Annotated in this window: 17 protein-coding genes and 4 pseudogenes; 8 read left to right on the top strand and 13 right to left on the bottom strand. The window is 61.0% G+C overall.

Annotation, left to right across the window (positions count from 1 at the left end):
- Both NKH02_RS03865 and NKH02_RS03860 read right to left on the bottom strand, forming a co-directional pair.
- Window positions 1-768 carry an ABC transporter ATP-binding protein gene (locus NKH02_RS03865; protein ID WP_352876510.1) on the bottom strand — a complete coding sequence of 256 codons (768 nt, stop codon included), beginning with the start codon at window positions 766-768 and terminating at the stop codon, window positions 1-3.
- On the bottom strand, window positions 768-2,189 hold the full coding sequence (locus tag NKH02_RS03860) for an LLM class flavin-dependent oxidoreductase (RefSeq protein ID WP_352876507.1): 1,422 nt from the start codon (window positions 2,187-2,189) through the stop codon (window positions 768-770). Before NKH02_RS03860 ends, NKH02_RS03865 begins: the two co-directional genes overlap by 1 nt.
- An 81-nt stretch (window positions 2,190-2,270) precedes the next feature.
- Between NKH02_RS03860 and NKH02_RS03855 the strand changes: the two genes are divergently transcribed.
- The 4 genes from NKH02_RS03855 to NKH02_RS03840 all read left to right on the top strand — a co-directional run bounded on the left by NKH02_RS03855 (window position 2,271) and on the right by NKH02_RS03840 (window position 5,456).
- The gene (locus NKH02_RS03855) at window positions 2,271-2,525 is read left to right on the top strand and encodes a hypothetical protein (protein ID WP_352876504.1); all 255 of its coding nucleotides are present in this window, start codon (window positions 2,271-2,273) and stop codon (window positions 2,523-2,525) included.
- Window positions 2,525-2,902 carry a DUF982 domain-containing protein gene (locus NKH02_RS03850; protein ID WP_352876502.1) on the top strand — a complete coding sequence of 126 codons (378 nt, stop codon included), beginning with the start codon at window positions 2,525-2,527 and terminating at the stop codon, window positions 2,900-2,902. Before NKH02_RS03855 ends, NKH02_RS03850 begins: the two co-directional genes overlap by 1 nt.
- Before the next feature lie 302 nt (window positions 2,903-3,204).
- Complete coding sequence (locus NKH02_RS03845; RefSeq protein WP_352876499.1) at window positions 3,205-4,020, top strand: class I SAM-dependent methyltransferase; 816 nt, start codon at window positions 3,205-3,207, stop codon at window positions 4,018-4,020.
- Between the two features lie 968 nt (window positions 4,021-4,988).
- On the top strand, window positions 4,989-5,456 hold the full coding sequence (locus NKH02_RS03840) for a Ros/MucR family transcriptional regulator (protein ID WP_352876620.1): 468 nt from the start codon (window positions 4,989-4,991) through the stop codon (window positions 5,454-5,456).
- Between the two features lie 204 nt (window positions 5,457-5,660).
- Here the strand turns inward: NKH02_RS03840 and NKH02_RS03835 are convergent, their stop codons facing one another.
- The 4 genes from NKH02_RS03835 to NKH02_RS03820 form a co-directional block, all read right to left on the bottom strand.
- Complete coding sequence (locus NKH02_RS03835; protein WP_282753690.1) at window positions 5,661-5,873, bottom strand: cold-shock protein; 213 nt, start codon at window positions 5,871-5,873, stop codon at window positions 5,661-5,663.
- Between the two features lie 261 nt (window positions 5,874-6,134).
- Window positions 6,135-9,395, bottom strand: coding sequence for an error-prone DNA polymerase (locus NKH02_RS03830; protein ID WP_352876496.1), 3,261 nt, complete (start codon window positions 9,393-9,395; stop codon window positions 6,135-6,137).
- Window positions 9,392-10,915 carry a Y-family DNA polymerase gene (locus tag NKH02_RS03825; protein ID WP_352876495.1) on the bottom strand — a complete coding sequence of 508 codons (1,524 nt, stop codon included), beginning with the start codon at window positions 10,913-10,915 and terminating at the stop codon, window positions 9,392-9,394. The genes NKH02_RS03830 and NKH02_RS03825 overlap by 4 nt, the downstream gene beginning before the upstream one ends.
- Window positions 10,830-11,588: an ImuA family protein gene (locus tag NKH02_RS03820; RefSeq protein WP_352876494.1), complete on the bottom strand. Its 759-nt coding sequence runs from the start codon at window positions 11,586-11,588 to the stop codon at window positions 10,830-10,832. Before NKH02_RS03820 ends, NKH02_RS03825 begins: the two co-directional genes overlap by 86 nt.
- Before the next feature lie 212 nt (window positions 11,589-11,800).
- Here NKH02_RS03820 and NKH02_RS03815 point away from each other — a divergent pair, with 212 nt between their 5' ends.
- Window positions 11,801-11,929, top strand: a complete 129-nt coding sequence (locus tag NKH02_RS03815; protein ID WP_352876493.1) for a hypothetical protein — start codon at window positions 11,801-11,803, stop codon at window positions 11,927-11,929.
- Between the two features lie 91 nt (window positions 11,930-12,020).
- Here the strand turns inward: NKH02_RS03815 and NKH02_RS34510 are convergent.
- Window positions 12,021-12,168, bottom strand: a pseudogene (locus NKH02_RS34510) (AhpC/TSA family protein); the annotation flags it as partial.
- 2 nt (window positions 12,169-12,170) lie between these two features.
- On the opposite strand from NKH02_RS34510, the pseudogene NKH02_RS03810 reads away from it, so the two are divergent.
- A pseudogene (locus NKH02_RS03810) lies at window positions 12,171-12,266 on the top strand (AhpC/TSA family protein); the annotation flags it as partial.
- Window positions 12,267-12,578: 312 nt separating this feature from the next.
- Window positions 12,579-12,911, top strand: coding sequence for a hypothetical protein (locus tag NKH02_RS03805; RefSeq protein ID WP_352876490.1), 333 nt, complete (start codon window positions 12,579-12,581; stop codon window positions 12,909-12,911).
- A 676-nt stretch (window positions 12,912-13,587) separates the two neighbouring features.
- On the opposite strand, the gene NKH02_RS03800 is transcribed toward NKH02_RS03805, so the two are convergent.
- The 3 genes and pseudogenes from NKH02_RS03800 to NKH02_RS03790 all read right to left on the bottom strand — a co-directional run bounded on the left by NKH02_RS03800 (window position 13,588) and on the right by NKH02_RS03790 (window position 16,735).
- Window positions 13,588-15,324, bottom strand: coding sequence for an adenylate/guanylate cyclase domain-containing protein (locus tag NKH02_RS03800; protein ID WP_352876489.1), 1,737 nt, complete (start codon window positions 15,322-15,324; stop codon window positions 13,588-13,590).
- Window positions 15,325-15,750: 426 nt separating this feature from the next.
- Window positions 15,751-15,937: pseudogene (locus tag NKH02_RS03795) on the bottom strand (transposase domain-containing protein); the annotation flags it as partial.
- Between the two features lie 42 nt (window positions 15,938-15,979).
- Window positions 15,980-16,735 carry a DUF4336 domain-containing protein gene (locus NKH02_RS03790; RefSeq protein WP_352876487.1) on the bottom strand — a complete coding sequence of 252 codons (756 nt, stop codon included), beginning with the start codon at window positions 16,733-16,735 and terminating at the stop codon, window positions 15,980-15,982.
- Window positions 16,736-16,850: 115 nt separating this feature from the next.
- On the opposite strand from NKH02_RS03790, the pseudogene NKH02_RS03785 reads away from it, so the two are divergent.
- Window positions 16,851-17,069: pseudogene (locus NKH02_RS03785) on the top strand (KUP/HAK/KT family potassium transporter); the annotation flags it as partial.
- Between the two features lie 420 nt (window positions 17,070-17,489).
- Here NKH02_RS03785 and NKH02_RS03780 read toward each other — a convergent pair.
- The 3 genes from NKH02_RS03780 to NKH02_RS03770 all read right to left on the bottom strand — a co-directional run bounded on the left by NKH02_RS03780 (window position 17,490) and on the right by NKH02_RS03770 (window position 20,159).
- Entirely contained in the window at window positions 17,490-18,149 is a 660-nt protein-coding gene (locus NKH02_RS03780) for a methyltransferase family protein (protein ID WP_209886115.1), read from the bottom strand.
- 409 nt (window positions 18,150-18,558) lie between these two features.
- On the bottom strand, window positions 18,559-18,903 hold the full coding sequence (locus NKH02_RS03775) for a hypothetical protein (protein ID WP_352873605.1): 345 nt from the start codon (window positions 18,901-18,903) through the stop codon (window positions 18,559-18,561).
- A gap of 140 nt (window positions 18,904-19,043) precedes the next feature.
- Entirely contained in the window at window positions 19,044-20,159 is a 1,116-nt protein-coding gene (locus NKH02_RS03770; RefSeq protein WP_352876484.1) for an ABC transporter substrate-binding protein, read from the bottom strand.
- Window positions 20,160-20,207 lie beyond the last annotated feature (48 nt).

The following is a 20,207-nucleotide window of genomic DNA, read 5'->3' as shown; positions in this document are numbered from 1 at the left end:
TCAGTGAACCGTGCCGAGATAGGCGGCTATCACGTCGGGGTTTTTGCGCACCTCGTCGGGTGCCCCGTCCGCGAGCTTGCGGCCGTAGTCGAGCACCACTACATGGCTTGCGAGGTTGAGCACGATGCCGACATCGTGCTCGATCAGCACCACGGTCGAGCCGAAGACGCGATTGACCTCGCGGATGACCCGGCTCATCTCCTCCTTCTCTTCCTGATTCATGCCGGCCATCGGTTCGTCGAGCAGCAGCAGCTTGGGGCCGGAGACCAATGCCCGGGCGAGATCAACGCGTTTCTGCAGCCCGTAAGGCAAGGTCGAAACTATGCTTTCCGCATGACGGTCGAGCCCGAGGAAAGCCATGGTGCGCTCGGCGCGGGCAAGAAAGCCCCGGCGCTCGGCGCTGTCCCTGCCCAGCCGGAAGATGTTTTCGAAAAAGTTGGCGGTGCCATGACGAGACAGACCGGCCAGCACGTTTTCGCGCACCGACAGGCGGCGAAACAACGCATTGTGCTGGAAGGTCCGGCCGACGCCGAGATGGGCTGCCTTCTGCGGATGGATTGCCTCGAAGCGCAAACCGTCGAAGACAATGTCGCCGGCGTCGGCGCGATAGACACCGTTGATGACATTAAGAAGCGAACTTTTGCCGGCGCCATTCGGCCCGATCAAGGCGCAGATCTCACCCTTGGCGACGCTGAAACTCAGCGCATTCAGGGCTCGCACACCCTTGAAGGACAGCGACACGTCGTGGAGTTCGAGCAGGTCAGTCATCACGCATTCACGGATTTCAAGCGGGACACCGAGGCGCGTTCGGCTTCGCGACGCTTGACGGCCTCGATGTCGCGGTACCCGTCGGCGGGATGCGTCCTGGGAAGATAGGGTCCGTCGCCGAACAGCTTCTCGCGCAATGTGCCGGGCTTGTAGGCGGTGGGATAGACGCCGCGCTTCTGCAATTCCGGTACGAGCAAGTCGACGGCGGCCTCGAAGCTTTCGGGCGTTACCGCATAAGCAAGGTTGAAGCCGTCGACATCGGTTTCATCGACCCATTCCTGCAGGATGTCGGCGATGGTGCCGGGCGAACCGACGAAGACCGGCCCGACGCCGCCGATGCCGCCCCACTTCGCCAATTCCTCGACGGTCCAGGCCTTGTCCTTGCCGGCGAAATGCTCGACCATCGAAACGATCGCATTGGTCTCGACCTTCTTGAGCGCATCGGTTGGCGCATACTGGCCGAAGTCGATGCCGCTCCAGCCGGACATGAACACCAGCGAGCCGTCATAGGACGTATAGCTCTGATACTCCTCGAAACGCTTCCGGGCCTTTTCATCCGTTTCATCGATGATCAGCGTGGTGAGGTTGTAGATCAGAACTTTCTTCGGATCGCGGCCGGCCGCAGCGGCCTTTTGGCGGATTTCGGAAACATAGGCCTTAAGCAATGATTTGGTCGGCGCGCCCACGAAGACGCACTCGGCATGCGCAGCGGCGAAGGCCTTGCCGGGACCGGAGGCGCCCGCCTGATAGAGAACCGGGGTGCGCTGCGGCGACGGCTCCGACAGATGGTAGCCGGGCACGTCGAAGAATTTGCCCTTGTGGCCGATTTCATGCACCTTGCTTGGGTCGGTGAAGATGCCGCGGACGGGATCACGCTGCACCGCACCCTCTTCCCAACTGCCTTCGAACAGCTTGTAGAGCACCTCGACATATTCGGCGGCGACCTCGTAGCGGTTGTCATGGCTTTTCAAGCCGGCCTGGCCGACATTCTTGGCGCCACTTTCCAGATACGAAGTGACTATGTTCCAGCCGACACGACCTTTGGTGTGGTGGTCGGCGGTCGAAAGGCGGCGGGCGAATGTGTAAGGGTGTTCGAACGAGGTCGAGGCGGTAATGCCGATGCAGAGATGTTCGGTGGCAAGCGCGATCGGCGCGGCCAGCTGCAAAGGATCATTGACCGGAATTTGCGCCGCTTGCTCGATCGCGTGGTAGTTCGAGCCCTTGTAGACATCGTAATAGCCGATGACGTCGGCGATGAATATGCCGTCGAAAATACCGCGCTCGAGCGTCCGGGCCAGGTCCTGCCAGTAGTCCAGATCCTTGTATTTCCACGATCTATCGCGCGGATGCTTCCACAGGCCCGGGGATTGGTGGCCAACGCAATTCATGTCGAAAGCGTTGAAGCGAATATGCCGACCCATCCGTCACTCCTTTGATAGCCCTGTCGGGCGACTGCGGGAGGAAACTACCGATAAGGCGGCCGTCAACGAAGGCAGAATATAATGTCTATAGATTATATAGAGAATTATTATTCCGCCTTGAGCGGGGATCATGGCACGCCTGCCGCCAAGGAAGCGGTAGAGGCAGCTATTCATCACGTCCGGTGTGGCAGCATCGTCTCGGTCAAGGAAGCCGTTGCGGCGACCCGAATATTAAACCCGTATTTGCAAGAGACTGACTACGAACTGGTCGAAATCATTGTCGACCGGGCCACGTTCCACGGGCAGTTCGTGTGCTTCGACCTTAAAGAGCCCTGATGGCACTTCACTGGTTCAACCCTCCGGTCTACGTCAGGACCGACCGCCCAGGCATCCGCTTCGGGGTCAGCCACGGCGAGGGTGCCGCCGAGCAGCTTCTGAAATGGACCAAGCGAGGCCCTAAGTGGGCGGTGGAAATCTGCATGGCTGCTATGGAAGGCAACGTGCCCACACAGGAGGTCCGCAGGGCATTCGAGGCGGCTGCCAAGGAAGACAAGATGTTCCTCCCCTGCTTAGTGTCTCCTGCACAATTCGGCAGCGTTACATTTCAACGGCTTGCCCCGCGACCAAAGGCCATTCGGAACCCGAGGCTGCCCGCGATCCGCTGCTGCCGCGCCATGATCCAGGTTGCCCGAAGCCATGGCTTAGGTGCCTAACAAGGAGCAGGCCCGTTAATCTCGGAGTGGCCCCCAGCAACAAGAGCTGGAGCGTAATCGAGCTTCACGCGGGTCCCGAGGCGAATGCGCTCGACCCCGGGCGATATGCATCTCGTAGCGCTTCTCGAATTCGACAGCGCCGACGACATTCGTCGGCTTTGGGCACGCCCGAAGGTCAGGTGTCGCAAGCGATCTCGCAAATTGTGCCGATGGCGGCCTGATGGTGTTCGACACAAATCCCGTTTGATCTGAAGGCACTCTGCACTACGTTCGACTCCCGGCAACCGGAGGGGCCACCAAAAATGGACAACAACGCGGCGCAATTCACCGGGAACATCCCCGAGAACTACGACCAGGGCCTCGGGCCAATGCTCTTCGCCGACTATGGCGCCGACATCGCGCGGCGCGCGGCCGCCAGGGCCCCGAAGCGGGTGCTGGAGACGGCGGCCGGCACCGGCATCGTCACCCGCCACCTGCGCGACCTGTTGCCGGCCACCGTGCATCTCACGGCAACCGACCTCAACCCGCCTATGCTCGAGATCGCGCGGTCAAAATTCCGGGACGGCGAGCAGGTCGAGATCGTCCCCGCCGACGCCTTGGCACTTCCTTTCAAAGACGGCAGCTTCGACGCGGTGGTCTGCCAATTCGGTGTCATGTTCTTTCCCGACAAACCGAAATCCTACGCGGAGGTGCTCCGGGTCCTGGCGCCCGGCGGGCAGTATCTGTTCAACGTCTGGGACTCGCACCGTTACAATCCCTTCGGCCGTATCGCGCACCAGGTCGCAGGGAGCTTCTTCCCGGCCGATCCGCCGCAATTCTTCAATGTTCCGTTCTCCTACTCTCACATCGATCCTATCAAGGAAGCTCTGATCGAGGCCGGGTTCGGCGATATCGGCATCGCTGTCATCCGGCTGGAGAAAGTCATTCCGGACCTAGCCGCATTTGCGCGCGCGGCCGTCCACGGCAATCCGCTCGCCGATCAGATCCTCTCCCGCGGCGGGGTCGAGCCGGACCAGGTCGTAGAGGCTCTGCTCGACGCGTTCCGCAAGGAATTCGGCCCCGGCCCGAGCCGCATGCCGCTTCAAGCGATCATGTTTTCGGCGTCGAAGCCGGAATAGCCGTCATTCAGTCGGGGCAACGGGATGATCTGGCCGTTGCGGACAGATTTGTCACAGATTGAAAGCCGACATCGCGGCGACCACGCTGGTTGTCGTCGCGACTCAGCGCGATCAAAGCCACCACGGTCGAAACGAGAGTCGCCACCGTACGTCGATTTGGATTGTGCGTCAGTGCTTCCACCCGGCACGCTGCAGGTGGAGCAAGTCGGATGAAATGAAGCCGATCGGCGACCGATGCCGATCAGGGATGGGGCACGGAACGCACCATCTGCCGGGCCGGCTTCTGCAGAAGGAACCGAAGCATCGCGGTATCGTTGATCCTTACGATTAGATCAAGTTGCAGACGGGGCTTCAAGTCTGGTTGATGATCTTGTTGCTTCGGATGGACCGATTTTATGGCTCGCAGCGCCCTCAAGCCGGCGAAGGCAGGCTCGCCATCGCAGAGTGTGGCGCCATCACCTGTGGAGATACAACTGGCGCTTGGAGACATGGCCCGCGCAAACGATACGAGACCCAATCGCCATGGGAAGACAGTCTTCGTAGAATGTGCTGATGGAAATCTCGGCGGCGGCCCTTGCCTCGGACACAAGCGGCAATGGCGTAATCGGGTTGGGAATCTCGACGATTGTGAGCAGGCAGGCGGTTACACCGCCGAGCATCAGTCGCACCGCATTGTGGGCAAGGACGCGTTTCGTCCCGTTTCCTCCGAAACAGATCGCCCTTCATCTTGGAAACTCGCCGGCAATCGAATTGTTCCACCTTGCTGGCGTCGCCCGCATTCGCTCACGCAGCGGCTTTGGCATCGCACAATGATAAGGAACCACGCGCACGACGCGGGATGCGTTGCCATGACCGCTGTGCAGAACAGGCATCGCAATAGTTCCAATGGGTTCGTTGCGTTTGGCGCCAACCGCCACTATGAAACGGAAGATTTCGCCGACTGTCTTTCAAGCCGCCAGGAGAGTTTCGTGACAGAAAAAGCTGAAAGCAATGCCGACAACCTGATCGAACTCACTGCCGCAGTCGTCTCGGCCTATGTCTCGAACAATCCGGTTCCGGTCGGCGACTTGCCTACCCTCATCGATCAGATCCACGCCGCATTGAAGGGCACAGCTGGCGGCGGTGTTGCGCCGGATAAGTCAGCGGTTCTCAAGCCTGCCGTGCCGATCAAGAAATCGGTCACTCCGGACTACATTGTCAGCCTTGAGGACGGGAAGAAGTTCAAGTCGTTGAAACGCCATCTCGCGACCCACTACAACCTGACGCCCGGCGAATATCGCACCAAATGGGGCCTGCCAGCGGACTACCCGATGGTCGCGCCGAACTATGCCGCAGCGCGCTCGGCATTGGCCAAGACGATGGGACTCGGCCGAAAGCCGACAGAACCGGAAAAGCCGGCGCCGGTGAAGCGGACGCGCAAGAAGACCGCGGCCTGATTGCTGCAGATTCATCGGCCTACGCAGTCCGGACACAAAAAAGGCGGGAGTAACCCCGCCTTTCCTTTGCAAAGAAGGCTTGCAGCAATCTGCTGCGCCGGCCTTCCGATTGAACCAATTCCCGCGCGCTCTTGTCGAGCGACTGCCAGTACATCCGTGACTTGCCGCGTCGTTCCGGCTTGTGCCGGGCCGCGCGAGAAACAATTAGCCTGCTTTGCTGAGATTGCCCGCTGAGGACTTGCCCGTACGGCGGTCCTGCTCGATCTCAAAGTTAATCTTCTGGCCATCGACGAGGGTCGAAAGACCTGCGCGTTCGACAGCGGAAATATGGACGAAAACGTCCTGACCACCATTATCGGGCTGGATGAATCCAAAACCCTTGGTGCTGTTGAACCACTTCACGGTTCCAGTCGCCATATGCGTATTCCTTCGTAACAATTGCAGCGTGATCCGGCGATGAAGCCGAACCGGTTCATATCGAGACTTTGGAGATAGATGCAGCAAAAGCGAGAAATCGCAAGGCCCGGATCGATCGGCCGAAAATATCAATAGCCTCTAAATGGGGCTGCGCGATAGCTGCTGCAAGAGGCAAAAGGCATGCCTCCAACGCAGCACATTTCTTGGACCAGACATTTACCTGGCACGGGTTATCGTTTGATTTTTTCAACGATGTCGTCGCTACCGAAAATCCCGCGTCTTCACCTTAATGCGGTCGATGTGCTCATTGGGATCGACGATATCGCGCGTTTTCGGCATGCCGCGCGGATCGACGCCCCATCCGCCATGATGGGCCTCGTCACCGCGGCCGTGTGGCAATGGAAATGGCGTGTCGCGGTTTCCGACGCTGGCGAGTTCGGCCGAAAGATCGGTCAACTCGTGCGCGATGAGATGCACCACCTCCCCTTCCCGCTGGATGCGGCCGCGCACACCGAGCATGGCCGACGAGAGAAGGACGCGACGGAATTTCTCGTAGATTTTGACCCAGACGACGACGTTGGCGGCGCCGGTCTCATCCTCCATCGTGAGGAACATGACGCCTTTGGCCGAGCCCGGCCGCTGCCGGACCAGCACCAGGCCGGCGGCCTCGAGCCACCGTTTGTCCCGCGCCTGCATGGCCTCCTCACAGGTCACGATGCGACGCCGGCGTAGATCGGCACGCAGAAACGACACCGGATGGCTGCGCAAGGTCAGCCCGACATGGCCGTAATCCTCGACAACCTCGCGACCCGCCGTCATCGGCTTGAGCGTGATGGCGGGCTCGTGGATCTCCGTCACCGTTTTGTGTTCACGGGACGTGGCGGCCGCGAACAGGGGCAAAGGTTCATCGCGTAGCGCCTTGATCGCCCAGAGTGCATCACGGCGGGCAAGGTTCAGATCCGGCAGAAATGCGTCGGCCTCGGCGAGCTGGACAAGTGAAGCCGCTGGCACGCCGGCGCGGCGCCAGAGATCGTCGACCGAGAGGAAGGGTTCGTCGGCCCGCGCCGCGACGATCGCGGCCGCGTCATCATTGGCGAGACCCTTCACCACCCGCAGGCCGAGCCGGACAGCGAAGCGATCTTCGACGTCGGTCGGCTCAAGCGTGCAATCCCAGCGGCTGGCATTGACGCAGACCGGTCGCACCTCGACGCCATGATCGCGAGCATCACGCACGATCTGGGCCGGCAGATAAAAACCCATCGGTTGCGAATTCAGAAGCGCGGCGCAGAAGACATCCGGATGCCAGCATTTCATCCAGGAGGACGCGTAGGCGATCAAGGCGAAGGAGGCGGCATGGCTTTCGGGAAAGCCGTAGCTGCCAAAGCCTTCGAGTTGGGAGAAGGTCTTTTCGGCAAACTCCGGGGTATAGCCGTTGTCGATCATGCCATTGATCAGTTTGTCGCGGAACTTCGAGACGCCGCCGGTGTGCTTGAAGGTGGCCATGGCGCGCCGCAGCTGGTCGGCCTCGCCGGCCGAAAAGCCAGCGCAGATCATGGAGACCTGCATTGCCTGCTCCTGAAACAGCGGCACGCCCAGCGTCTTGCCCAGCACACGTTCGAGCTCCGGTGTCGGAAACGTCACCTCCTCCGTGCCATCGCGCCGGCGAAGGTAGGGATGGACCATGTCGCCCTGGATTGGGCCGGGACGGACGATCGCGACCTCGATGACCAGGTCGTAGAAGGTGCGCGGCTTGATGCGCGGCAGCATCGACATCTGCGCGCGGGATTCGATCTGGAAAACGCCGAGCGTATCGGCCTTCCTGATCATCGCGTAGGTGCGCGGATCCTCCGACGGGATCGTCGCCAGGTCGAGGGCGATGCCCTTGTGCTCGGACAGGAGATCGAATGACTTCTTCATGCAGGTGAGCATGCCCAGGGCCAAGACATCCACCTTCATGAATTTGAGGGCGTCGATATCGTCCTTATCCCATTCCACGACCTGGCGATCCTTCATCGCCGCCGGTTCGATCGGCACGAGATCGTCGAGGCGATCATGCGTCAGGACGAAGCCGCCCGGATGCTGCGAGAGGTGGCGCGGCGTGCCGGCAAGTTGCGCGGCGAGTTCGAGGGTCAGGCGCAGCCGCCGATCGCCGAGATTGAGGTTGAGCTCGCGGGCGCGCTGCTCATCGACCGCCTCACCGTGGCCCCAGACCTGCGAGGACAGAAGTTTGGTTATATCTTCGGGCAGGCCGAGCGCCTTGCCGACATCGCGGACGGCGCCCTTGGTGCGATAACGGATGACGGTGGAGCAAAGTGCTGCGTGGTCGCGGCCGTAGGTCTCATAGACCCACTGCATGACGATCTCGCGCCGTTCGTGCTCGAAATCGACATCGATGTCGGGTGGCTCGCGCCGCTCCTGGGAGACGAACCTCTCGAACAGAAGGTTGTTGCGTTCGGGATCGATGGAGGTGATGCCCAGCACATAGCAGACGGCTGAGTTGGCGGCCGAGCCGCGGCCCTGGCAAAGAATGTCCTGGCTGCGCGCGAAGCGGACGATCGAGTTCACGGTGAGAAAGTACGGCGCGTATTTGAGCGTCTCGATCAGCCGCAGCTCGTGTCTCAGGATTTGGGCCACCTTGTCAGGCACGCCCTCGGGATAGCGGCGGTCAGCACCTTCCCAGGTAAGCTTTTCCAGCGCCTGCTGGGCCGTCAGCCCCGGCATGGTCTTCTCCTCCGGGTATTGGTAGGCGAGTTCGTCGAGCGAGAACTGACAGCGGTCGGCGATTTCGATCGTGCGCGCCAAGGCCTCGGGATAATTGCTGAAGAGCCGTGCCATCTCGTCGCCCGGTTTGAGATAGCGGTCGGCATGACGTACGCGCCGGAAGCCGGCATCATCGATGGTGACGTTGTGGCGAATGCAGGTGACGACATCCTGCAGCATGCGGCGGGCCGTCACGTGGAAGAGCACGTCATTGGTGACGACGGTGGGCACGTGCATCGCCGTCGCAAGATTTGCCAACTCGTGAAGCCTGAGCTGGTCGTTCGGACGCCTGCGCAAGGTGAGCGCTAGATAGGCACGATCGTCGAAGGCGTCGCGCAACCGCCGCAAACGAACGGCACAAAGATCATCGGCTTCGTCCGGCACCAGGACAGCAATCAGACCTTCGCCATAGGCGACGACATCATCCCATTCGAGATGGCATTTTGCCTTGCCCGCCCTGCCCTTGCCGAGCGACAGCAGGCGGCAAAGGCGCGAATAGGCCGGCCGGTCCGTTGGATAGGCCAGGATCGACATGCCGTCGGCAAGATCGAGACGGCAGCCGACGGTCAGCCGCACGCCTGTCGCCTTCGCCGCTTCGTGGGCGCGCACGATGCCGGCAAGCGAATTGCGATCGACGACAGCCAGCGCTTCGATGCCGAGCAGTGCCGCCTGCGCGAACAGCTCTTCGCAGCTACTCGCCCCACGCAGGAAACTGAAATGCGAGGTGACCTGCAGCTCGGCATATCGGGCCGCGCCAGTCATCCGAAGATCCCATGCATGAACCATTTATGCGATCCGGTCGCGGCGTCTTCGCCGTCGCCGGCGCGATAGACCCAGTAGCGCTCGCCGCTCTCATCCTCGACCTGGAAATAGTCCCTCACCGCCGCGAGCTCGGCGTCGCGCTTCCACCATTCCCCGAAGACGCGTTCCGGACCATCCGCCCGTTTCACACGCCGGCGGACGCCGCGCCAGGTAAAGGTCACGGGCGGATGATCGGGAAGAAGTGCGACCGTCTCGATCGGCTCGGGTCGCGGCAGTAAGCGGGCTGGGCGCGGCCAATGGCCGGGCCAGCCCTCGCCGGTATCAGGTGCAATTGGGGCAATGCGTTGAACCGACCGTTCGGGGACGTCGCTCTGCACCGGCGCGAAGCGATAGAGCCGGTCCTCGCCGACACGGTTGGCGAGGATGTCGATCACATCCGACACATCGGGTTCGGACGCCTCGGCGAGCGAGGAAATCATCTGCCTGGACCGCAGCGGCTCGGCAGCGGTCGCGGCAAGCCGCATCAGCTCGATGCCGAAGCCGGGATCGATAGTTTCTATTTTATCTGTGAGAAGCCGGGTCAAGCGCTTCGTGTCACGCACCGGCATTGCTGTGCCGACACGGATCGCCTCGATGCGGTTGTCGACGCGCAAGAACAGAAGATCGAGCCGGCGTGCGCCAAGCCCTCGCGTCTCGAGTGAGGCGCACAGTTCAGCGACCAGCTTGCCGGTATAGCGCGCGATTGTTTCTGCCGCGCCGATCGGCTCGGCAAAATTGCGGCGCACTTCGACGATCTCCTCCGGCCGGATCGGCTCGATCGGTTCGCTCACGCGTCCGAACGCCTGGTCGAGGCGGCGGCCGGCCTCCGGCCCAAAACGCAAGGCGAGCGACGCGCGTGGCGTGCCGGTGAGATCCGCAATTGTCTCGAACCCCAGCCGCCTCAGGCTATCGATTGCCACGGCGGGCAGGCGAAGGGCAGCGATCGGCAAAGGCAGGATCGCTTGTGCAATCTCGCCGGATGGAACCACAAGCGTCTGCCCTGTACTGAAGCGGGCCAGAGCGTGGGCGGCACCCCAGCTGTCAGCGACCGCGGCACGCGCGGCGAAGCCGGAGCCGCCAAGCCGCGCCACCATTTCGGTCAGCATCGCCGCCTCGCCGCCATGCAGATGTTCGGCGCCGGTCGTGTCGATGACGATGCCGTCCGGTGGATCCGAGGCGACGACAGGTGCATAGCGGCGCAGCGCCCACAACGCCAACCGCTCGAGCGCGATCTCGTCGGCCTCGGGCTCGGCATCATGGACAATCAGGCCCGGGACCAGCGCCTGCGCCTTGCTCGCCGGCATGCCGATGCGCAGGCCGGCGTTGCGTGCTGCCGCGTCGGCCGCAAGCACGACACGGCGACGACCATCACGGCCGATGAGGACGAGCGGCGTCTCAGGCGGAGGCGCGGCGTCGCCCGATTTCCTTCTGAAGCGGTCTGTCGGCCACATCGGAAGGAAGAGCGATACGACCCTTGGCATCGCAAGCCTCCACTATGAAATCTGCACTCTCTCCTGCACGGCATCGGATCAGTTCAAGCTGCCAGCGCGCACGCCCGACTCCCTGTACAGGCAATGGCGTCGACGGCAGGTCCGACACCCGCCAGCGTGTCTCTGCGGCGGTTGGCTGCCCAAAATCCGTTGCCTCCGTCTGCCGACGCCAGCGGCGAATGGCGATGCCGATGGCGCCGGAGCTTTCGGCGGCGAGCTGAAGCCGCCGTGAGGCCGTCATCGAAAGCCGTGCAATCTCGGCAACGACAGCGCCAAAACCTCCGCGAAGACCCTCTTCGAAACAGGCAAGAACGGATTTTTCGTCGCCGGCTTCGACATAGATTACCCGTCCCGGAGGAAGGCCGGCCTGTTCGATCGCAGGCGCGAACAGATCGGGCCGGGTAACGCACCACAGCACCTTGCCCACCGTGCGCGCGGCAATACCGGCAGCGAAGAGTGCCGCCGCTGCGCCATCGACGGCGCCATTGCCACCGCCCGCGACCTCGTGCAGACCGCCAAAAGTCAACCCGCCTCCCGGCAGAACCCTGTCGATCGCGGCCACTCCGAACGGCAAAACCATTCGGGCGCGCGCCTTTCCGCCTTCGAGGCGCGCGATGCGTTCTCGAAGGTCGGAAATGGCAGCAGGGGGCGCCGATACACTCATCTGACCCTTGAAACGCGGAAAGCCCGTGATATGTTCTACATTTGTTCTCGTCTTGGCCAAGAGTCAACCGGGATGATGTCGTGCCCCGCGGAAGGAGGGCATTCGATGCTCTCGGAAACCTCGGATGAGACGACGCACTGTTTACCGCGGCGCTCGAGACGGCTCGCGAAACCGGCGACCGCTGATGCTCTTTTCGTGTTACGATGGCTGGGATGGCGCGTAATCTCGACCTCGGCAATATGGCAGAGGCCGAAAGCTATTTTGCCCTGGCGCAGGAAGTTTTGCGCCCCCAGCACGGGCTCAACCCCAAAGCGCATGTCGTGCTGCCTTTTCTTGACTGATCCGGGGCGAGGAGGTTGTCCATGTCCACGAGTAGTGTCGACCGTCCGCTGCAGGCGGGCGACCGGGTACCGAATATTGTGTTCGAGGCGCGCCTTTCTCCTTCAGGGCCGGATTGAGCTGCGCCATCGCCGCGACATGGCGCCGGCAGAATGGACAGTGCAGGCCCTCGAAACAAACCGACCAACAACGGGCTGCGGCCTCGAAAATCGTCGAGCGCGATCTTGCCGTCGCGCGAGATCGGTAGAATGTCTCGCAGTGGTCAAGACCCCGGTCGAACGTGCGCGGCTCTACTTCCGTTACCATCCGCTACCCGGTCTTCTTAGCGCATCCGACCCGGAGGGCGAACCCTCGCGCCGCGGCCCGCATCGAAAAACCTTCCGTCCCGCCGTTCGGGTTGGAGCCCTCCATGACGGATTCGGAAGGTGGTGCCCTTGAACTCTCTCAACCGCTGCATGTGGGGATCTCCTGTTTTGTTGTTGTCGAACCGCATCGGCCCGAGCCGGCGACGGCGAAATCACCCAATAAGCGAAGCCCGAGATGGACGGACGCGCGGGACGCTCGGCGAATTTCGATCGAAACACCGAATTATGAATCTACATTCGCTTGTGCTAATTTAGCTAATGAGAAAGTAAAAGGGGAGATTGAACAATGTCTACATCGCGTCGTGCACTGCTCTCCATGATGGGTGCAACTGTCGCATACGCCGCCATTTCTGGCATCGCCTCTGCGAGAGGGGGAGGCGGAGGTGGCAAGGGCGGCAAGGGCGGCAAGGATGGCGCGATGGACATTGGTTCCGGCCTAGTTCCAGCGAGCGGAACCAGCCCAAAGCAAGTTAAAACTTTCAAATCTTTCCAAGGCAAGGCATGCAACCGTGATTACAAATCGCTTTGCGGAACGACGCCGATTGGCAAATGCGATCTTCAGAGCAAGATGGGGCAGTTGTCACCCGCCTGTAAAACTTTCGTTGAACAGCATCGCTAAAACAGAAGAACGACGTCGTCAGTGTGTCCGAGAAACGGCATTGGTGGACCGTGCTTCTAGTCTGTTAAGAGCCGTTCTTCGCTGTGCCGACGCCAAATATCGTGGTGGGGAACCGGCAGCTTCAGCTGCGCATCGTAAAACGGCGGACGTTCAGGTAGACCTGTACAACGTCGTCATCTGATCCGATACGGTCATCCGCGCAACCACCTACCGCTCACTCCGTGTGCGCGTCGAGGAAGGACTGCATCACGGCGAAGTTCTGGTTCCTCCCAAAACGGCAGGCGCGATCAGCGTGGCGGTGGAATCGACGCTCTCGCAGAACGCGAAATCAAATCAGATCGCGCAACCTGATCGCCGCTCGTCCTTGGCGGGGTCAAGCAACGCCGCGTTACGCCCGGGCGACTGATTCCCCACCGTACATCGTCGTGCGCCGGCTCCAGCCCCCCGCAACCTGCCAGGACGCCGCCTTGCTCCACGACGAAATAGGTGCTGTCATCGACAAGCTGCGTGTCCAGCCCATGATTGAACGGCTGGATCGGATCTGGGTGTGTCAAGAAAGGGCTTCTGAAGTTCGGCGACGCCGCATCCATAAGCACGGTGATGGCCGCGAGATCCTCGCGTCGCGCGATCCGGTGCCGCAAGTCTTCGTTGGCCATGTCAGACGGCCCCGCCATGTTCATTCTGGCAGCCCGGCCAAGCGATAGCCCTCCACAAAATGCCGCCGTACGTTTTCATCGCGGAAAGGTTGCGAGGCGGACCAATGCCGGATTGTGAAATTCGGATTGCTCATCATGAACATCTGTGCCTCCCGGCGCGCCTCCTCAGGACGCCCGAGTTGTGCCAGGCTCGCCGCAAGGATGCGGCGCGATGTTGTTCGATAGGTTTCGGGCCTGCGAAGCGTCTGGACGGCGGACTCGTAGTCGCGCAGTGCATATTGGGCCTGCCCCAACATCCAGTAATACCAACCGGGTGGGTGCGGGTTGAGCCGGAGCGCCTTGCGTACGTGTTCGACGCCATCGGCTGGTCGACCGTTCAGCGTAATCAGATCCGAGCGCATCGCCCATGCGTCGGCATAGTTCGGATCCAGTTTCACGGTAGCATCGAACTCAGCATCCGATTCAGCCCAGCGACGTTCATGTCCGAGGATGATGCCCAATACCCAGTGGTTCCCGGCATCGTTAGGATCGAGCGCGACGGCCTGTTGTGCTTCTGCCAAGGCCCTTGCCCGGTTGGGGTCCATCGGCTCGCCCCAGAACTCCCAGCCCAACCAAAGGTTCAGCGCCAACCAGCGGTGCGCCTCGGCATATTCCGGATCAAGTGCGATCGCCGCTTCCAGCAGGAAAATGGCCTCTTTCGCGGCAATTGCCGTTTGCATACCCAATGCCCGCGCACGTACACAGAGGTCATAAGCCTCCAGGTTAGCAGGTCTGTTGCGCGCTGGTTGGGTCGTCAAACGGCCGGCTAAGGCCTCGATGATCTTGCCCGTCACCTCGTCCTGGACTGCGAAAATATCCTCCAAGCTGCGGTCGAACCGTTCGGCCCAAAGGTGGTCCCCTCCGATTGAATCGATCAATTGGGCGTTGATGCGAACTCGTCTCGCAGCCCGCCGAGCGCTACCCTCCAGGAGATAGCGCACACCAAGCTCGCGAGCGATGCGGCGTACGTCCACATGCCTACCTTTGTAAGCAAAGACAGAGTTGCTGGCGATGACAAACAATCCGCTGGTTCTCGATAGGTCCGTGATCAGGTCTTCGGTCAGGCCATCGACAAACGCCTCTTGTTCCGGGTCGTTGCTCATATTTGTGAACGGAAGGACGGCTATGGAAGGCTTGGCGGGTAATGGCAGTGGCGCCTTCGCCGCCGGCCCCTGATACTCCGAGATGGTCGATGACACGATGCGATAAACGGCCACCGGCTCGGCGATGTTCTTGATCGCTTGAGGGCCAAGTTCGTCGAAACTGAAATCAAGCTTGCGCTTAACCTGGTCGTAGACGCTGCCAGAGATGCAGATGTCACCGGGCCCGGCTATTGCCTGAAGCCGCACAGCGACAATCACGCCATCACCGAAAAGGTCGCCGCCTTCGACAACGACATCACCCAGATTAATCCCGATGCGTAGGACAATGTGACGGTCGTCAGCGCGATCCTGGTTCGCTGCGATCATCCCCTTCTGGAATTCGACTGCGCAAGTCACGGCGTTCACCGCACTGGCGAACTCAACCAGAACGCCGTCACCCATCACCTTCACGATACGGCCGTGATGCTCGCGGACGAGTGGCTCCAGGATTCCCCTACGCCGCTCCTTTAAAGCGGCCAGGGTGCCTTGCTCGTCCCGTTCCATTAGCCGACTGTAGCCAACCACATCGGCAGCCATTATGGCTGCAAGACGGCGTTGGGCGCGTTCTTCGGCCATTTTGCATTTGCTTTCACAGAAAGCAGGGGCTCGGATTGTATTGACGCCCATTTCAAAAGTCTATCGGACAGGGCTTCGAAACTGGTTTGCCAGCATCTAAATTGGGTGAGCCAATGGCCGATTTCCCACCTAGTTTGGTCGTCATCGGCCCAATTATAACGTCACAGAAGGGTCATGACCCCCGGTTGCATCCAATGTCGCCTATCGGGGAGGGAATTGGCGAATAAAGGTCCGGACCGGGTTGATTTGAGCCGTTGCGCGAACGGCGGCTCTGGATAAGCGCCGGGAAAGACACCACCTCTCGCGACCTTCCCTTGTCGCGAAAAATAATACCGCGTCGCACGGCGGTCCGATCAGGGAGGGGTTGCCGGTTTGCATTTGCCATCTTGATGGTGAAATTCTAAGCCTTGAGGTCGCGCACTGACGTCAGCACCGGGCCCGACTGCCGGCATGCCAGTTCCACGGCAGAAGGTCCTCAAGCCGTGTGATCTGTGTCGGCGATGCGAGAGAGAACATTGGCCAGCCAGGCTTGCGGATCGACGCTATTGAGCTTTGCGGTGGTGATCAGCGTCGCCATGAAGGCGGCCCGATCAGCGCCGCGATCGGAGCCTGCAACTTGACCAAATACAGTTCGCAAGCCCCCGCGACGGACAAACTACTCTTCGTAGTTCGGGGCTCCGAATATCCGTCGGATCACCCTGTTAGCATCCGCGTGAAAGCAGCGGCCATGGCTGAGCACAATTCGCTGCGGCTGCCATGAGTGAATCGTTGCGATGGTCGCCTTCGCCTTTCGCCGCTGGACGATCAGCGGCAGGCGCATTCCGAAGAATATTTGGCCATAGGGATGATACATCCCGACGATCTTGGTCGCCGTTCGCCACGGTTCGGAAATCTTGTCCAGTTCGATGTTGATGATCGTATCGGTGAGTATCAGCGTCCTCGAAGCCTTATGGAAGAAAATGAACTCCTTGAAATAGCCGCCGGGAAAAAGCAGTTGGTCGATCTCCCGACGCCATTCTTCGGGCGGACTGACGTCGAGATCTCTCGTGAAGTCGATATCCACGTGCCGTGCCCGTGCCCGCCGGCGCACACCTGGAGAGGCCCAGGAGATCGTTTCAGGAAAGGCCCTCGCCCATTCTCCGATGTGGGCATAATGGAATTGGTTGGGCGACACGAGATGGCGAACCCTCCCCAGGCCGCGCAGTTCCCTAGCCAGTCTCTCGTCGAACCTGATCGGCGAATGGAGGAAGAGGTCGCCGTTTGAGAGGCGCACGACTGTCATTCGGGTGGTGAACGGAAGCGGCAGTTTGATTCCGCCTACAGTCAAATATTCCAATGGTCCATCGACGATGCCGATGTCCGGCGCGAGCGGCTTATAGACGTTGATTGGCTCGTAGAGAGATGCACCCATGTTTCAAGTTCCAAACATGAGAAAGTGCATCCGTCCAGTGCAAATCACCAGGCCTCATCCGAACGATTCGCACGGCCGGATACGCTGGGTAATCCCTTTCCTTCAAAGCTGTCCCCCAATTATCCCGCGCGCGCTGGCGATCTGCCGCAAGCAGCGCTGGAAATTCATGACGACATCCTTGTTCCTGTCGCGGCGCTCGCTCAAGGCCACGCCCAATTCCGGCATGCCGGTCTGGCAGGACAAGCTGTTCATCGGGCTGGCGCGCACGGCGGCCGATGCAACGGAATACTTCCAGATCCCGACCGAACACGTTGTGGAGATCGGAACGCAGGTGGCTGACAATGACGACGCTCTCCCTTGCGGCCTCTCCTTCGGCACCGAGTATGCCTATGTGGACCTAGGTTCGAAGCAGATACTCGACAATGGCGAAGGGCTGACAGTCAAGGACGACGTGGCCTTCCACACGCTGAAGGCCTTCGTCAATTTCCGCTTCGTGGAGTCAATTTGACTTTCGGCGCCGGCTGTCGACCGCGAGATCAAGTGTCGATTTCAAACTCCACCAAGCCATATACTTTCTAGGGTCAGGACCTATTAATCTGGCATCAACTGCCAAGAGCCATCGCTTTCGGAATAGGCCACGCGCCAATTGCAGACATCGGAACCAAAACGTGAGCCTAAGGGACCACAGCAAAAATTGGCTGCATTGGCAGGCCGCGACGACCTTCGAAGCACGCTTCCTAAGGAGGTTTGGCTCTCACCAAATACCCGGGAGAAGCCGCCATCGGACCCGCGCGGCGTAATCCGAATAGCCCGCAAGCTCCGCGCGAAGAATTCGGTCCTCCGTGATGGTGCGGTAGAGCAGAAACGGCAGGCTAAAGAGCACAACGAGCGCAGCCGCAAGCCACGATCCGAGCGCGGGTCCGCTCGCCGCTATGATCAGAAATCCAGCGGTGTAACCAGGGTGGCGGACGAAGGCATAAGGCCCCGTGCTGACGACGTGCTGGCCGCGGTCGGTCTGGATGCGAATGACTGAGGAGAAAAACCGGTTCACACGCATAGCCCATAGTGCAAGGGCGTAGCCGGCCGCGACCGTGAACAGGCAAACGCCCTGAAGCCAATCGGGCACGTTGTCGCTCCAATGGAAACGGCCACGGTCAAGCCCGGCAACGATCCAATGCATGAACAGAACGAGCGAGAAGACCCTCAGCGAGAGCGGCGGCTTCTTGCCACCCGGCCGCATGCGTTCGCGCAGGAGGTCCGGATCGAGCGCCGCGAACGAAACGATCATGACGACAGCGAAGATTGCGAGATAGGCCCAAAAGCCCGGGACAGCGATCGTGCCGGCCGCTGCGAACAATGCGGCAGCCGCGGCGACCACAAACAAACCTGCCTTGAAGTAAGCCGAGACGGGCATAGCTACCTTACCACCTCAAAGGAGAAGGGAAATACGGTGTCCAGTTTACCCCCGATGTCTGGCTTGGGCCAACAGGGGACGGTGGCATTTGCCACTTTCCAGGCAGCCAGATCAGCTGCGTATCACGCGTATCCAGAATCTGCTCGACGCGAAGACCGCTTGCAATCTGGTTACTGCGGGGAAACTTGATGTGCGAGGTTACCACTACCAACAAGCCCGTTGGTAGATCGGCTTCGGTCGAGCGGATTGGTGCAGCGGCCCTCGGCGTGGGCCCGCATCGTCAAAATGCCCGTATCGTCCCATACAGTCCCCTCGGCCAATCGCGACGTCTGGTCCGAAGGTTCAGATCATGGACACGCAATCACCGACACGGCCATTCGCCGATGGCTGCAATTGAGAACGTTGCCGATCAAGGTCCCGATCGGACTGGTGCGTACTCATTCGATTCGAAGACGTGATGATGAACGCGCCCGGTGAACATTTTCAGCAATTCTCCGGTCACGTCGCGGCTTTGAAACCTGACATTGGACTGCAGCGCCCGGCTGCAGGTATCCATGTCGGGATAGCGGATGGCAAGCGCCATGGCATAGACGGGAGCGCCGTCGTCACGCGCGGTGCCGTCCAGGACGCGCACCTCTTCCGCCCCAGGAAACTGCGTCCACAGCGGCACCAGCCTCTCCTTGACGAAGCGCCGGAACTCGCTCTCGCGCCCGGCGTGGATTTCCCCTTCGAAGAGGGCGTAACGAATAATCATGTCGGAGGTTTCCCGATTTTCTGCGGTTGAGAAGGCTGTCGCCCGATGGCGGAATGTGAAAAACCGGACAGTTCCGGATTTGCGGTGGGATGACGCCACGGTGCGGGCGCATCACTTGATGCGCCCGCCCCGCTGCGCGGCTACTTGCCCCAGATCTTCTTGTATTCGTCCCGGTAGCCATTGCCGGGGTCGAACGCATTGTTCGGGCCGCCGTCGAACTCGACATTGTCGGCCGTCACGACATGCAGCGGCGATAGATAGCCCGACCATTTTTCGCCGGCGATGGCGCGGTTGAGCTCGTCGACCAATTGCCAGCCCTGCAAGTTGAGCGGTTCGGCGACCGTCACTTTCTGGAACTGGCTGGCGCGGATGCGCTGATACGCCGATTCCGAACCGTCGCCGGCGGCGACATTGATCGGCGCGTCGGTGCCGGCTTTGCCGGCGGCGGCGAGCGAGGGCCCCATGAAGTCGAAATAGAGGTCGTTGATCGCTAGTGAGTGGGTCCAGGCGTCGCCGTATTTCTGCAAGAGCGACGTGGTGAGCTGCGGCATGCGCTGCGAGGTCTCGGCGATCGGTGTGTCGACATATTCGAGCACCTTGCCGCCCAACCGCTCGATCTCCGCCTTCATCTTGTCGGCTTTGGCGATGGCGATGGCGTAGGTTGAATCGGTGAAGATAACGACGCCGGGCTTGCCCTTGGCATCGGCATAGGCCCAGTCGGCCGCGGCCGTGGAGACTTGCATCGCGTCGGTCGACACGTTGGCGAACACGCCGCTTTTCTCGTCGGGCCCGATCACCGGCCCGGCATGCCAGGAGACCAACGGAATGCCGGCGGCCTTAGCCTGTTCCAGTGCCGGCGCCTGCTCGATGGCGTCGAAACCATTGATGACGATGCCATTCGGCTTCAACGCCATGGCCTGGCCGAAGGCAGCGGTGCGGCCGCCGATCGAGCCGGCGCCGTCAATCACCTTGACTTCCCAGCCGATCGCCTTGGCCGCTTCCTCGACGCCGTTGGTGACGCCCAGAATGCCGCCGTTCTTGAGGTCGCCGGCGAGCACGACGATCGTCTTGCCTTGCTGCGCCTTCGGACCGGTGGTCGGACCATCCCAGGCCGTGACCTTCTGCGCATATTTCTGGACGACCGCCATGGCGTCGGCCATCGCGTCCGCCCGGGCCTGGCCGGCGAACAGGGCCGGAGCAGCGATCGCGATCGTCATCAAGGCGACGGACGTTTTGAGGAATGTTCTGCGTTGCATGTTGGTACCTCCCTTGGTGTCAAGAAATTGCATGATCTTTCCGAACTC

This window comes from Mesorhizobium sp. M1396 (genome assembly GCF_040317725.1).
In the GTDB taxonomy this organism is placed as follows: Bacteria; Pseudomonadota; Alphaproteobacteria; order Rhizobiales; family Rhizobiaceae; genus Mesorhizobium.
This window is presented reverse-complemented; position numbering and strand designations above follow the sequence as displayed.